This window comes from Martelella sp. FLE1502, from assembly GCF_053484255.1.
Window position 1 is genome coordinate 367,686 of sequence record NZ_JBAKFQ010000001.1, and the last position, 14,216, is coordinate 381,901.

The 14,216-nt window shown below is 62.2% G+C and carries 13 protein-coding genes; 9 read left to right on the plus strand and 4 right to left on the minus strand.

Translation table 11 applies throughout. The annotated features are described in order from the left end of the window. Positions 1–137 precede the first annotated feature (137 nt). A complete protein-coding gene (locus tag V6767_RS01725; RefSeq protein WP_448471820.1) occupies positions 138–1,424 on the minus strand; it encodes a L,D-transpeptidase family protein in 1,287 nt (428 codons plus the stop codon). Positions 1,425–1,546: 122 nt separating this feature from the next. Then, complete coding sequence (locus V6767_RS01730) at positions 1,547–1,927, minus strand: DUF6163 family protein (protein ID WP_448471821.1); 381 nt, start codon at positions 1,925–1,927, stop codon at positions 1,547–1,549. 134 nt (positions 1,928–2,061) lie between these two features. On the opposite strand from V6767_RS01730, the gene hemB reads away from it, so the two are divergent. From hemB to V6767_RS01755, 5 genes are all read left to right on the plus strand, one after another. After that, a complete protein-coding gene (gene hemB / locus V6767_RS01735) occupies positions 2,062–3,084 on the plus strand; it encodes a porphobilinogen synthase (protein WP_448471822.1) in 1,023 nt (340 codons plus the stop codon). 80 nt (positions 3,085–3,164) lie between these two features. Further along, entirely contained in the window at positions 3,165–3,632 is a 468-nt protein-coding gene (locus tag V6767_RS01740; RefSeq protein WP_448471823.1) for an RDD family protein, read from the plus strand. A 94-nt stretch (positions 3,633–3,726) separates the two neighbouring features. Continuing rightward, positions 3,727–4,479 (plus strand): arginyltransferase, encoded by a 753-nt coding sequence (locus V6767_RS01745; RefSeq protein WP_448471824.1) that lies wholly within the window; start codon positions 3,727–3,729, stop codon positions 4,477–4,479. Positions 4,480–4,601: 122 nt separating this feature from the next. After that, positions 4,602–5,069, plus strand: coding sequence for a large conductance mechanosensitive channel protein MscL (gene mscL / locus V6767_RS01750; RefSeq protein WP_448471825.1), 468 nt, complete (start codon positions 4,602–4,604; stop codon positions 5,067–5,069). A 282-nt stretch (positions 5,070–5,351) separates the two neighbouring features. Next, on the plus strand, positions 5,352–5,981 hold the full coding sequence (locus V6767_RS01755; protein ID WP_448471826.1) for a LysE family translocator: 630 nt from the start codon (positions 5,352–5,354) through the stop codon (positions 5,979–5,981). Positions 5,982–5,987: 6 nt separating this feature from the next. On the opposite strand, the gene parC is transcribed toward V6767_RS01755, so the two are convergent. Continuing rightward, positions 5,988–8,267 (minus strand): DNA topoisomerase IV subunit A, encoded by a 2,280-nt coding sequence (parC, locus tag V6767_RS01760; RefSeq protein WP_448471827.1) that lies wholly within the window; start codon positions 8,265–8,267, stop codon positions 5,988–5,990. A gap of 169 nt (positions 8,268–8,436) precedes the next feature. Between parC and V6767_RS01765 the strand changes: the two genes are divergently transcribed. Beyond that, on the plus strand, positions 8,437–9,684 hold the full coding sequence (locus tag V6767_RS01765; RefSeq protein WP_448471828.1) for a hypothetical protein: 1,248 nt from the start codon (positions 8,437–8,439) through the stop codon (positions 9,682–9,684). 36 nt (positions 9,685–9,720) lie between these two features. On the opposite strand, the gene V6767_RS01770 is transcribed toward V6767_RS01765, so the two are convergent. Next, a complete protein-coding gene (locus tag V6767_RS01770) occupies positions 9,721–10,590 on the minus strand; it encodes a helix-turn-helix domain-containing protein (RefSeq protein ID WP_448471829.1) in 870 nt (289 codons plus the stop codon). Between the two features lie 94 nt (positions 10,591–10,684). Here V6767_RS01770 and melA point away from each other — a divergent pair, with 94 nt between their 5' ends. The 3 genes from melA to V6767_RS01785 all read left to right on the plus strand — a co-directional run bounded on the left by melA (position 10,685) and on the right by V6767_RS01785 (position 14,201). Then, on the plus strand, positions 10,685–12,001 hold the full coding sequence (gene melA, locus V6767_RS01775) for an alpha-galactosidase (RefSeq protein ID WP_448471830.1): 1,317 nt from the start codon (positions 10,685–10,687) through the stop codon (positions 11,999–12,001). 461 nt (positions 12,002–12,462) lie between these two features. Beyond that, positions 12,463–13,257, plus strand: coding sequence for a DeoR/GlpR family DNA-binding transcription regulator (locus V6767_RS01780; protein ID WP_448471831.1), 795 nt, complete (start codon positions 12,463–12,465; stop codon positions 13,255–13,257). Further along, positions 13,254–14,201 (plus strand): N-acetylglucosamine kinase, encoded by a 948-nt coding sequence (locus V6767_RS01785; protein ID WP_448471832.1) that lies wholly within the window; start codon positions 13,254–13,256, stop codon positions 14,199–14,201. The genes V6767_RS01780 and V6767_RS01785 overlap by 4 nt, the downstream gene beginning before the upstream one ends. Positions 14,202–14,216 lie beyond the last annotated feature (15 nt).

Sequence of the window (14,216 nt, forward strand, 5' to 3'; positions counted from 1 at the left end):
TTATCGCGGAAGCATTCCGTAAAGGCGCTTGCGTTCTAACGCCGGCCTTCAAAACGTGCAATAGACGAATGCCGCCGCCAAGCATCGCTCAGCGGCGGCATTTTCGTAACCGAATACGTCGGATAGGCCGGAACGGTTTATTCGATGCCGGTGGTGGTCTGCAGCGCCAGCTCCGGCGCTCCATCGAGATTGTAGATGTCGTCGCGGAACTGCACGATCCCGTCCTTGGTCGACCATGCGGTGATGTAGACGAAATGGTTCGGCACCGGATCGGCAAGGTTCACCGGCGTGGAAATGCCGGCATGGATCGTTTCCTCGATCTTCTGGCGGTTCCAGCCGGGCGTGTTCTTCAGCAGCCAGACATCGAGGTCGCGAACGTTTTCGATACGCACGCAGCCCGATGATTCGAAGCGCAGTATGTCGTTGAACAGCGACTGGCTCGGCGTGTCATGCATGTAGACGGCATGCCTGTTGTGGAAGTTGATCTTGGTCGAGGCCATGGCGCTGTTGGGGCCCGGATCCTGACGGAAGGTCAGGTTGGGGGCCTTTTCGGCGTTCCAGTCCACCGTCAGCGGATCGACTTCCTGGCCCTTGTTGTCATAGAGCCGGATCTTGTTGTCGACGAGATAGTTCGGGTCCTCGCGCATCAGCGGCATGATATCCTTCTGGATGATCGAGCGCGGCACGGTCCACGGCGGGTTGAAGATGATCTCGAAAATCTTCGAGTTCAGCAGCGGCGTCGGCCGCGACGGACGCCCGACAATGGCGACATTGCGCAGCGCCACGACATTGTTTTCCACCGCTTCGCAATAGGCCGCCGGAATGTTGACCAGAACGTAGCGCTGGCCGAGATCGGAACCGAGATCCTCGACGCGCGCCAGATTGGTTTCAAGCTGGGCGAGACGCACGGCGGCGCTGACGTTGAGCGCCTTCAGCGTGTACTCGTCGATATAGCCGGTTTCGGCGAGGCCGTGACGGGCCTGGAACCGCTTCACCGCGCCCTGCACATAGGAATCGTAGGAATCGGAAATGCCCGCTTCCTGCGGCAGGTCGCCGGAGACGATCAGACGCTGACGCAACTGGCGCACCGACGGATCGTAGACGCCGAACTGGAGCGGCACATTGGGATGGACTTCCGGCCAGCCGCCATTGGCGTTGATCCGCTGGTACTCCGCCATCGCCTGCATGATGTTCATCGGCGCGTTGGGGCTGAGGATCGGCTGGTTGGAGCTGACGGCGGCCTGCGCGCGCGAGGTGACGGCATCAAACTGCTCGTCCCATTTGCCGCGACCGGGCGTGTTGATCAAAGCGTCGACGGCCGATTGCGCGGCGGCGAGCTTCGGCAGCGCCACAGCGCCCGCAGCGGCGGCGATGAAACCGCGTCGCGACACGGTCCTGACGGTCTTGTTCAGGTCTTTTGTCATAGAATCCAGTTCTCTTCTGTCCCGCAGGCGTCGAGGACGCCTCTATGGATGTGCCTTGCACATCAATATGGCCAATTGTTGTCGGCTTTCAAATCGATCCCGACGGCATTTTTCGGCAGATTCTAGCGCCGACGAATGAAGGCAAGGTAAATCCAGAAAGCGGCGTAGAGGCCAAACAACAAAACGTGAATGCCGATGAGCGCGGCGGCGGTCCCGACCAAGAACATTTCGACGGCCGCTCCGATGGCCCACAGCACAAGCCCCCAGCCGACGCCGAACCAGAGCCCCGCCGCGGCGGCGGGATAGGCGACCGCGAGCACGACCTCGACGACGCGCTCATTGGAACTGACGAGATCGAACCGGCCCGTGCCGGCAAGGCCGATCAGCTCCGCCCAGTTGTAAAGCGCGATCGCCATCAAGAACACGGCCACGCAGCGCTTGAAGACCATGAAGGCCATCTGCGAAAAACTGGGTTGTGGCGGACGGTTCTGCTCGGAATTCATCGCCGCCTTATACGCTTCAAAAATCGAAGTTACAAACCCTGACGCAACGCCGTGAAGCGACAAAATGGCGTGTTTGTCCGGGCGGTGCGACATGCTACAAGCCGGACCTGAACAGGAAAGCGCCGGAGAAGACAATGAGCGAGCCGAACGACAAGACCCATCTCGTGGACAGGATCACCGGTCACCGCCGCATGCGCCGCATCCGCAAGGCCGACTGGACCCGCCGGCTGGTGCGCGAAAACAGGCTCACGGTGGATGATCTGATCTGGCCGGTCTTCGTCATTCCCGGCGAGAATATCGAAGAGCCGATCCCTGCCATGCCGGGGGTTTCCCGCATGAGCGTCGACCGGCTGGCGGAAGCGGCGAAGAGGGCTGCCGATCTCGGCATTCCCGCGATCGCCACCTTCCCCAATATCGAGCTTGAAAAGCGCGACATGTCGGGGTCGGAAATCCTCAACCCCGACAATCTGATCAATCGCGCCACGCGGGCGCTGAAAAAGGCCGCCCCTTCGCTCGGCGTGATCACCGACGTCGCCCTCGACCCGTTCACCAGCCACGGCCATGACGGCATCCTCACCGGCGACGAGATCGTCAACGACGCGACCGTCGACCATATCTGCGAGGCGGCCGTCGCCCAGGCCGAGGCCGGCGCCGACATCATCGCGCCATCGGAAATGATGGACGGCCGCATCGGCGCGATCCGGGAGCGCCTCGACATGGCGGGCTTCCAGGACGTCGGGATCATGTCCTACGCCACGAAGTTCTCCTCCGGCTTCTACGGCCCCTACCGCGAGGCGATCTCGACCAAGGGCCTCTTGAAGGGCGACAAGGCGAGCTATTACATCGACACCGCCAACGCCACCGAGGCGCTGCGCGATGCAGCGCTCGACGTGGAAGAAGGCGCCGACATGCTGATGGTCAAGCCCGGCCTGCCCTATCTCGACATCTGCTGGCGCATCAAGGAAGCCTTCGGCCTGCCGGTGTTCGCCTATCAGGTCTCCGGCGAATACGCGATGATCAGGATGGCCGCCGAGCGCGGCGCGATCGACGGCGAGAGGGTGATGATGGAGACGCTGCTGTCGTTCAAACGCGCCGGCTGCGACGGAATTCTGACCTATTTCGCGATCGAGGTCGCTGAAAAGCTGGCGAAATCATAGTCTCGAGGGGCTGAATTATTGCATTCCCCCAGCCAATACCCACATCGGGTCTGGAACCACGATTGACAACGGAGACAGAGATGAGCGTTGAACGCGACTTGACCTATTCGGCCCCGCCGGCCAGCAATGCCTATTCCGGCGTGCTGTCGCGGCGCGTTCTGGCGTTCATCTGCGATTACATCGTGATCGCCATCCTCTGGGTGCCGGCTGCGGTGGTGTTGTTCTTCGTCGGCATCGCGACACTCGGCCTCGCCTTCTTTCTCTATCCGGTGCTCTATTTCATCGTGGCGGCGCTCTATTTCGGCTTCAGCCTTGGCGGCTCGGCGCAGGCTTCGCCCGGCATGCGGGTGATGGGCCTCAGGATGTTGCGCTCCGACGGGCTGAAGATCGACTTCCTGACCGCGCTGGTACATCTGGCGCTGTTCTGGCTGTTCAACTCGCTGCTGACGCCGCTCGTCCTGCTGGTGGGCCTGTTCACCGACCGCAAGCGGCTACTGCATGATTTCCTGATCGGAGCGGTGGTTGTGCGCGAGGAAGCGCAGTACTGATTTGCGGGAAATACAAGCCCGCAAATCAGAAAGGTTGACGTTCCCGCGAATTGCGCCATCCTGTGATTAAGTTTCGTTGCATGGTGCGCCGGGCATGAATACGCAGACCACTCAGTCGCCACAGTTCTATCTGACCGCGCCGGCGCAATGCCCCTATCTCGAGGCGGAGCGCGAGCGCAAGGTGTTCACCCATCTCGTCGGCCCGCGCGCCGGCGAGATGAACGACCTTCTGACCCAGGGCGGGTTCCGACGCTCGCAGAACATCGCCTATCGCCCGGCCTGCGAACACTGTCGCGCCTGCGTTTCCGTGCGCATCGTCGCCGGTGAATTCGTCCCCGGCCGCTCGCTACGCAAGACCCAGGCCAGAAACGCCGATCTCATCGGCACCGAACGCCCGGCCTATGCCACCGCCGAACAGTTCGACCTGTTCCGCACCTATCTCGACAGCCGCCACCAGCGCGGCGGCATGGCCGATATGAGCCTCGACGATTACAAGGTGATGGTCGAGGAAACCCATGTGGAGACCCGCCTGATCGAGTATCGCGTTGCGACCGGCCTGCTAGAGGAAGAAGGCGAACTGGTGGCGGTCGCGCTTTCCGATTTCATGGTGGATGGATTGTCCATGGTCTATTCCTTCTTCAACCCCGCCTACGTGAAGCGCTCGCTCGGCAGCTACATGATCATCGACCATGTGGAACGCGCCCAGGCGATGGGCCTTCCCTATGTCTATCTCGGCTATTGGGTGAAGGGCTCGCGGAAGATGGACTACAAGAAACGCTTCCAGCCGCAGGAACATCTGACCGGCCAAGGCTGGGAACGCGCCGACCCGGGCGATTTCGAAGCCTAGCCCGTCAGCCCGTTCCGTATTTTTCGCCCGCCCCATGTGGAAGCCGGCGCGTCCCTGCGCTAAATTCCCTGACGATTATCAATGCGATGCGCCAGCGCATCGCCGAACAGGGGTCAGAACGCATGCTGAAAGAGTTCCGTGATTTCATCGCAAGAGGCAATGTCGTCGATATGGCGGTCGGCATTATCGTGGGGGCGGCCTTTACCGCGATCGTCCGTTCGGTGGTCTCCGACCTGATCGATCCGGTCATCGGCCTGATTGTCGGCGGCATCGATTTCTCGGACATGTATGTGGTCCTCAGCGGCACCGTGCCGGATGGCGCGAGCCTTGCGGCCGCGCGCGAGGAAGGGGCCGCGATCTTCGCCTATGGCGCCTTCATCACAGCGGTCATCAACTTCATGATCATCGCCTTCGTCGTGTTCATGCTGGTCAAGGCGATCAACCGCATGCGCGCGGCTGCCGAGGCCCACAGGAAGGCCGCCGAGGAGCAGGCCGCCGTGGCCGATCCCCCGCCCGGCCCGAGCGAACTTCAGGTGCTGCTCGAAATTCGCGACGAGTTGAGAAAGCGGGACGCCAACGCCGCATCGTGAAATCCGGTATCGCGGGAAGAGCCCGGCTATGACCGGCGCAGGTTCGCCGACCATTTTCCACCGGCGATGCGGCAAAGCCGATGCGCTTGAGATCAAACGATCTGCGGTCTGTGGCGTGCGGGGCCAATGCGAGCGGGGAGCAACCGCGCGTGGAAAGCTTCCGAAAATTCGCGCTTGTCTTGTTCTTGATCTGTTCGTAGACTAGGTCCGTCTTCAACCGCAGGACGGCATGAGGCCTCGATCCGCCTCCGTGCCGGCGTAGCAAGCTGGAAGCATCGTCTCATGCTCGGTGAATATCTGCCGCAACTCATGCTCGCATGGTCCATCCTGCTGGTGGGCGTGTTTTCGCCGGGGCCGAGCGTGATGCTGATCCTGGGCGTGGCGATGGGTCAGGGGCGCGGGTCTGCTGTGGCAACCGCGCTGGGGGTTGCCTGCGGCAGCATGACGCTCTCGATCGCTACCGTGCTCGGACTCTCGATCATTTTGGCCGAGATTGCCCATGCGATGGAGATCGTGCGCTTTGTGGGCGCGGGTTATCTGTTCTTCCTGGCGTTCAAATCCTTCGGCAAGATGCTCAATCCGTCGCCGCTTTCGCCACTCACGCCAGGGCTGCGCTCGTTCCGGCGGCAGGTTGCCGGCGGTTATCTGCTGCAAGTCTCCAACCCGAAGGCAATCATGTTCTGGCTGGCGATCGCAGGCGTCGGCGGCGTTGGCGATGCCCCCGCCCCTATCGTCATGCTCTTCGTCGCCGGTTCGTTCATGCTGTCCTTCACCGCCCACGGCGCCTATGCGTTGCTGCTCTCCAGCGCCATGGTCCGCGCCGGCCTCACCCGCTTCCGCCGCATTGTGGAAGCGGCCCTTGGCGGCTTCTTCGTATTCGCCGGGGTGAAACTGCTGACGGCGAAGGTGTGAGGGGCCCTACCCCTTGAACTTGCCGTTCCGCGGGAACCCCTTGGGCGCGATGCGGCCGGCCATGGCGCGGTCGCCGCGCCATTCGAGCAGTTCATCGGCGGTGCGCATATGGGTGCGGCCGGCGCTGTCGGTCCAGCTAAGGCCGTCGGCGATTGCAAAGCATTTCGCATCCGACAGGCCGCCATCCTTGTAGCGCTGCAGGCGCACGCCCTTGCCGCGCGCCATCTCGGCAACCTGCGACATCGGGAACACGATCAGCTTGCGGTTTTCGCCGATGACCGCGATGTGGTCGCCCGATGCCGGCGTCAAAAGCTTGACCTCGTCCTTGGCCGAAACATTCATCACCTGCTTGCCCTTGCGGGTGTTGGCGACCATCTGGTCTTCCTCGATGATGAAGCCGTTGCCGGCGGTGGACGCGATCAGCTGCTTGCGGCCCGCCTCATGCACGAAGGCGGTGACGACATCCTGGTCGGCATCGATATCAACCATGATCCTGAGCGGCTCGCCATGGCCGCGCCCGCCGGGCAGCTTGTCCGCGCCGAGCGTGAAGGCGCGTCCGCCGGTGGTGATGATCAAAAGCTTGTCCGTGGTCTGCGCCGGGAAGGCGAGCTTCAGGCCATCGCCCTCCTTGAACGACACGCCGGAGGTGTCGACATGGCCCTTCAGCGCCCGGATCCAGCCCTTTTCGGAGATGACGACGGTGATCGGCTCCTTCTCGATCATCGCCTGCTGGATCGCCTCGACATCGGTGTCGGGCGCGATATCGAAAGTCGAGCGGCGGCGGCCGAGTTCGGTGGCCTTGGCGAAGGTCTTCTTCACCTCGCCGATTTCCCATGCGACCGTCTGCCACTGCTTTTCCTCGGAGGCGAGCAGCGCCTCGATATCGGCCTTCTCCGCCGTCAGCGCATCGAATTCCTTGCGGATTTCGATTTCCTCCAGCTTGCGCAGAGCGCGCAGCCGCATGTTGAGGATCGCTTCCGCCTGGACATCGGTGATCTCGAACCGGGCGATCATCACCGCCTTGGGCTCGTCCTCCTCGCGGATGATCTTGATCACCTCGTCGAGGTTCAGATAGGCGACCAGCAGACCGCCGAGAATCTCAAGCCGGCGGTCGATCGCGGCCAGGCGATGGCGGGAGCGGCGCTGCAGCACCTCGCGGCGGTGGCCGAGCCATTCCTTCAGCACGTCGACAAGGCCCATCACCTTCGGCACCTTGCCCTGCGAAAGGACATTCATGTTCATCGAGAAGCGCTGTTCGAGATCGGTGAGCTTGAACAGCGATTCCATCAGCAGCGCCGGGTCGACGGCGCGCGATTTCGGCACCAGAACGACGCGGATGTCCTCGGCCGATTCGTCCTGGATATCCTCCAGAAGCGGCAGGCGGCGGGCGATCAGGAGTTCGGCGATCTTCTCGATCAGCCGCGATTTCTGCACGCCATAGGGAATTTCGGTGACGACGATCTGATAGTTGCCGCGGCCGAGATCTTCCTTCTCCCAGCGCGAGCGCAGCCGGAAGCCGCCACGGCCGGTCTTGTAGGTCTCGACCATCGAGGCGAAATCCTCGACGATGATCCCGCCGGTCGGAAAGTCCGGGCCCTGGATCATGTTCGCCTTCGGCCCGTCGGCATCCGGCAACGTCATGATGTCCTCGACGGAGGCATTCGGATGCTTGATCAGGTAGATCGCCGCCTCGCACAGCTCATGGGCATTGTGCGGCGGGATCGAGGTCGCCATGCCGACGGCGATGCCGGTGGAACCGTTGGCGAGCAGGTTCGGGAAGGCGCCGGGCATCACCACCGGCTCCTCGTCCTCCTCGTTATAGGTCGGGCGGAAATCGACGGCGTCCTCGCCGATGCCTTCCAGCATCAGCGCCGCGACATCGGTCATGCGCGCCTCGGTGTAGCGCATGGCGGCCGCACTATCGCCGTCGATATTGCCGAAATTACCCTGGCCGTCGACCATCGGATAACGCTGGGCGAAATCCTGCGACAGGCGCACCAGCGCATCGTAGATCGAGCCGTCGCCATGGGGGTGGAACTTACCCATGACATCGCCGACAATACGAGCGCATTTCTTGTAGGCCGCGTTCGGGCGCACCCCGATCTCGCTCATGCCGTGGATGATGCGGCGGTGCACGGGCTTCAGCCCGTCGCGCACATCCGGCAGCGCCCGGTGCATGATCGTCGACAGCGCATAGGCGAGGTAGCGTTCCTCAAGGGCCTTGCGCAGATCCACGGCATCCATATGTCCATCGCCATTTTCAGGCGGCGTAATTTCTTTTCCCATGGGTTTCTGTTAGAGGATACAACCCTTGCCCGCAAGGCGCGGCTGCCCGCAATCCCCTGAAAACAAGGGAAAACGCGCCGCATTCACCGGGCATTCATAGCAAAATTGCAATTCGGCCTTATATGGCCAATAAACCGCAACGCAACATCCAATTTTCAGGGAGCACTTCATGCCCACATCACGTCTCACGCAGCTTCTTCTCGCAGGCAGTTTCCTGGCCGCATCGGGCGCTCCCGCATTTGCTCTCGATACCGACGATCTGATGGCCAAGCTGAAAGCGGTCACCGAAAAACAGTCGCACATGACCTTCACCTATGACAGCGTCGAGGAAGGCTCGGACGGCAGCGTGACGATCTCCGGCATGGAGTTTTCGCCCTTGCCTGGAGCAGGCGACGAGATGGACGAGTTCAAGCAGAAGGCGCCGATCACGCTCAACCTTGAAGACGTTCAGGAAAATGCCGACGGCAGCTACATGATCGGCAAGTCGATGGCGTCCGACATGAGCTTCTCGATGGAAGACGCGGAAATCGCCATCGCCTCGTTCACTGAAACCAATATCCATGTCCCCGCCAGCGCCGATCTCGCCGTTCTTTCCGGCTGGGGCTATGGCGAAAGCACGGAGGTCAAGGACATCACCGTCACCATCGACGGCGACAAGCTGCTGACGATCGATGATGCTTCCGCCAAGCAGCATTTCAACGACGCGCGGACCCAGGCCGATTATCTCGCGGATGTTACCGGGATTTCGCTCGACCTTTCGCAGGTCGACGACCTGAAGCCCGACGCCCGCGCGACGCTGGAAGAGCTCGATCTGCTGCGGACGACATCCACCTTCACGGTCAGCAACAACTGGGATCTGGAATCGGGCGATCTCAATGTCGGAACCTACAGCCTCGCCACGGAAAATGTCGGCACGCTCGACTTCGGAATGGAGCTGACTGGCGTCACATTGGGAACGCTGGAGACGCTTCAGAAGATTTCCGAGATCGCCCAGAGCGAGGAGATGGAGGATGCCGCTTCGGACGGCGCCGCGCCGGAGCAGGAAAATCCTTACCAGGCTGAATTGATGCAGCTCGGCCAGACCATCGGAGTCAGCGGCCTGTCGATCAAGTTCACCGATGACAGCATCACCAATCGTCTGGTCCAGACGATCGCGAAGGAAAAGAATGTTTCCACCGATGCGCTGATCACCGAGTGGAAGGGGCAGATGACAGCGGGGCTCGCCGGGCTGGAAATGCCTGACCTTGCCGCCTCCGTCTCGTCCGCAGTCGATGCCTATCTGGCCAATCCGCAGAACTTCTCGGTCAGCATCAAGCCGCAGATGCAGATGCCGGTGCTGGCGGTGGTAATGGCGGGCGCCGCCGCGCCCAAGGCCATCCCCCAGCTTCTCAATCTCGAGATCAAGGCCAATCAGTAAAAAGAAAAGCCCCGTCGGAACGTCCGCCGGGGCTTTTCAACGCCCGTCTCGCCCTTTGCGTGACAGCGCCCTGCGGAAGGCAAACGGGGTCTGGCCGGTGCGCGCCTTGAACAATTCGTAGAACCGGCTGCTCGACCCGAACCCGCAATCATAGGCGATCGTGAGGATCGGGTCCTCGGTATCGACAAGCTTCTGCATGGCGCGCGCCACCCGGTAGCGGGTGAGATACTCGTTCACGGAAAGGCCCAGCACATCGCGGAAGGCCTTGTTGGCGGTGCTCGGATGGATGCCGGCGCGGGCGGCGAGATCCGGCATTGAAACGGGCTCGCCGTAATGACTGTTTACCAGATCGGTCAGCGCCTCGACATGACGCACGGCGGCGGCGACCGCTGCCGTCCCCGCCTCCCCGCCTGACAAACGGTCGCCTTCCGCGCAATCGAGGATGAAACGGCGCACCCTCAGCGCGATTTCCTCCCGCAGCAGGCTCCTGCGTTGCGGCCCACCCCTGCTCCACTCCTCCACCCAGCGCGCGGCGACGGCACCGTCATGGCCGGTGGCGGCAGGGTCGGTCAAAAACCCGCCCTGCATGGTGAAGCGCCGCGCGTCGCGATCAACCGGCAGCGCCAGGAAATCGGCGAGCGGCAGGTATATGACGATCAGGGCTGCGTTGTCGGTGACAGCAATGGTCTGGTGCGGGATCGCGGCCCAGAACAGCACCAGCCTGCCCGCCTCCACCTCTTCCCGCCGACCGTTGAAGAGGTAGGTCATCTCGCCTTCAAGCAGCAGGTTGAGCTCGACATGATCGTGCCAGTGGGCCGCCGGCATGGCGGTCGCGATATGGCGCTCGATCATGAAATCGCCGCGCGCCAGCGTCAGGTCATCCACCTCATTATTGTCCGCGGTCATCGCTCGCCACTCCAATCCCGGACTAATCGATATTAACACCGGAAGAAAATCTTGTTTTGGAGATATAGCTTCGCCGAAAAGAAAGGAACCCACCATGACCAAAATCTGCCTTGTCGGCGCCGGCAGCACCGTGTTCGCCCAGAACATTCTCGGCGATGTGCTGTCCTCCGATCTCCCCGGCGAAATCGCCATCAGCCTGTTCGACATCGATTCCGAGCGGCTGAAGACCTCCGAAATCGTCACCCGCCGCATCTGCGAGGCGCTCGGCCTTGCCGATATCCGCGTCGAGGCGACGCTGGACCGGCGCCAGGCGCTGAAGGGCTCCGATTTCGTGATCCTGATGATGCAGGTCGGCGGTTATGAGCCGGCCACCGTCACCGATTTCGACGTGCCGAAACAGTTCGGCCTGCGCCAGACCATCGCCGATACGCTCGGCATCGGCGGCATCTTCCGCGGGCTGCGCACCATTCCCGTGCTGGAGGCGATCTGCCGCGACATGGAGGATGTCTGCCCGAACGCGCTTCTGATGCAATATGTGAACCCGATGGCGATCAATTGCTGGGCGATCAAGGAAATCGCGCCGGAAATCCGCACCGTCGGCCTCTGCCACAGCGTGCAGCACACCGCCGGCCAGCTCGCCTCCTATCTCGGCGAGGATGTGGCCGACATCAACTATCTCTCGGCCGGCATCAACCACATCGCGTTTTTCCTGAAATACGAGAAGCTGCATGCCGACGGTTCGCGCGAAGACCTTTATCCGCGCCTGCGCCAGCTTCTCGCGGACGGCAAGGTGCCGGACGAAGACCGCGTGCGCTTCGACGCGCTGAAGCGGCTTGGCCATTTCGTCACCGAATCCAGCGAGCATTTCTCGGAATATACCTCCTGGTACATCAAGGATGGCCGGAACGACCTGATCGACCGTTTCAACATTCCGCTGGACGAATATATTCGCCGCTGCAAGGAGCAGATCGCCGAATGGCATGCGCTGCGCAAGGAACTCGAGGGCGACAGGCCGATCGAGGTCTGCCGCAGCAATGAATATGCCGCCGGCATCATCCATGCCGCCGTCACCGGCAAGCCGGCGCTGATCTACGGCAACGTGCCCAATAACGGCCTGATCTCCAACCTGCCGGACGAATGCATCGTCGAAGTGCCCTGCCATGTCGACCATAACGGCATTCAGCCGATCCGGATCGGCCGGGTCCCGACCCAGCTCGCGGCGGTGATGAAACTCAGCATTTCGGTGCAGGAACTGACGGTAGAGGCCGCGCTGACCAAAGACCGCGACCGCATCTATCAGGCCGCCCTGCTCGACCCGCACACATCGGCCGAGCTTTCCCCGGACGAAATCTGGAAACTGGTCGACGGGCTGATCGAGCGGCACGGGGACCTGCTGCCGGCCTATAGCTAGACGCGTGCACACCGGCTGCGCCCTCCTCACCTCCGTCATGCCGGCCTTGAGCCGGGATGACGGCAGAGTGGGAGGCGATGCCGCGATATCGCTATTCACGACCATTCCATTCGGTTCCCGAAGTCGGCGACAGCTATGTCGCCGGCTCAGCTTTTTGAGAAGCGTCTCCCATATTCCGGGTCATCCTCGGGCTTGACCCGAGGATCCAGGCCGCCCGGCAAGGGCTGGTTATAGAGTTTAGCAATTTCAGTAGCTTAACCGCCTGGATGCTCGGATCAAGTCCGAGCATGACGCAAGAATGAAGGGCCGATGACAGACGATGGTCAAAGCTTGGGGCTTTGTCAGCAGTCTGAGCCGGCGACAGCAATGTCGCCGGCTTTTCGATCATAATAAATCATAAAACTGATTGACAATGATCGTTTCGATCATCATTGTGATCGAAAATAACAAGGGGAATGCGGATGTCACAGCCACAGGGCGTCAAGGTCGATCGTCTCGAAGCGATACGCAGCCATCTCTATGTGAACGGATTTTCCGCGATCCAGGATCTGGCGGATGCGATCGGCGCCTCGCTCGCCACCGTCCGCCGCGATCTGCAGATTCTCGAGCAGGAAGGTTCGATCGTCAGGGTCCATGGCGGCGCGCGCATTGCCGAAGGCTCCTCGGTCGAAATGGCATTCCAGGCCCGCGAGAAGCGCAATCTCGCCGCCAAGCGGGCAATTGCCACGGCAGCCTATGAAACGCTGCAGCCGCGCTCCGCAATCTTCCTCGATGCCGGTACCACGGTTCTGCAGCTTGCCCGGCTGATCCGCATCAGCCCTATCCCGCTGCGCATCTTCACCAACGGCCTGATTGTCGCGCAGGAATTCCTGAACATTCCAAATCTCGAAGTCACGCTGCTCGGCGGCCAGTTGCGCAGCGAAAACGCCTCGCTGGTCGGCCCGCAGGCGGAAGCGATGCTCGACCTTATCTGGTTCGATCAGCTTTTCCTCGGCGCCAGCGCGATCGGCTCCGATGGCGCGATCTACAGCATCGACAATGGCGAGGCCCACCTCAACCGGCGCATGCTGACCCGCTCGGCGCGCTGCTTCGTGCTGGCCGACGCCACCAAGTTCGACACGATGGCAACTTACAAGGTCGCTCCCCTCACCGAAGCTCACGTCATCACCAATTCCGCCATTTCGCAGAAATGGCGCGATCATTTCGGCGACAACGGGATCGAGAACACGATCGTCGAGGCGGGAGCGAACGGATGACCGACGGCCTGATCCTCGGCATTGACGGCGGCGGCACCAAGGTGCTGGCGGCGCTTGCCGACAGGACGGGGCGGATCGTGAAGACAGCGCGCGGCGGCGGCGTCAATCCGATGGATAACCCCGGCTGGCGCGAGGTTCTCGACGCCGTGCTGCAGCCCTTCACCGAGGTTGCCGATATCAAGGCGGTGGCAGCCGCGCTGCCCGCCTATGGCGAGGTGGCCCGCCTCTCCGCCCTTCAGGAACAGGCGATTGCCGAGACCTTCCCGGCGGCGAAACGACATGTGCTGAACGACGTCGAAGCCGCCCATTTCGGCGCACTGTCCGGCCGTCCGGGCATCCTCATCCTTTCCGGCACCGGCTCCATGGCCTGGGCGCGCGATGCAGATGGCCGCTCAGCCCGCGTCGGCGGCTGGGGCGACATGATCGGCGACGAGGGCAGCGCTTACGCTATCGGCCGCGCCGCGCTCAGCCTCGTCAGCCAGGCGATCGACGGACGAGCGCAACCGACCGCGCTGACCGACGCGGTGTTTGACGCCCTTTCGCTCGAAAGGTCCGACCCGATGAACGCACTCGGCGGCTGGGTGACCGGCCTTGAACGACCGCGCGCCGGTATCGCTGCCCTTGCCGAAGTGGTCGACGGCGTGGCCCGCACGGGCGATGAAGGCGCAAACGCGCTGATGGAACAGGCAGCCGACGATCTTGCGCGGCATTTCACGGCCATCGCTCCGCACTGCGCGAGCGATGCCGACTGGACCTATGCCGGCGGCACATTCGCAAGCCCGGTGCTGCTTGAAGCGCTGACGCGTCGGATCGGCCGCGCGCCGGTTCAACCCCGACTTTCCCCGATTGGCGGCGCGCTGCTGGCGGCCGCCCAATGTCTCGGCTGGCCGCTCGAAGATGGCTTTGTCGGGCAAATCGCCTCCGCCCAAAACGGGACGGATTGAACTCTCCAAAAACCA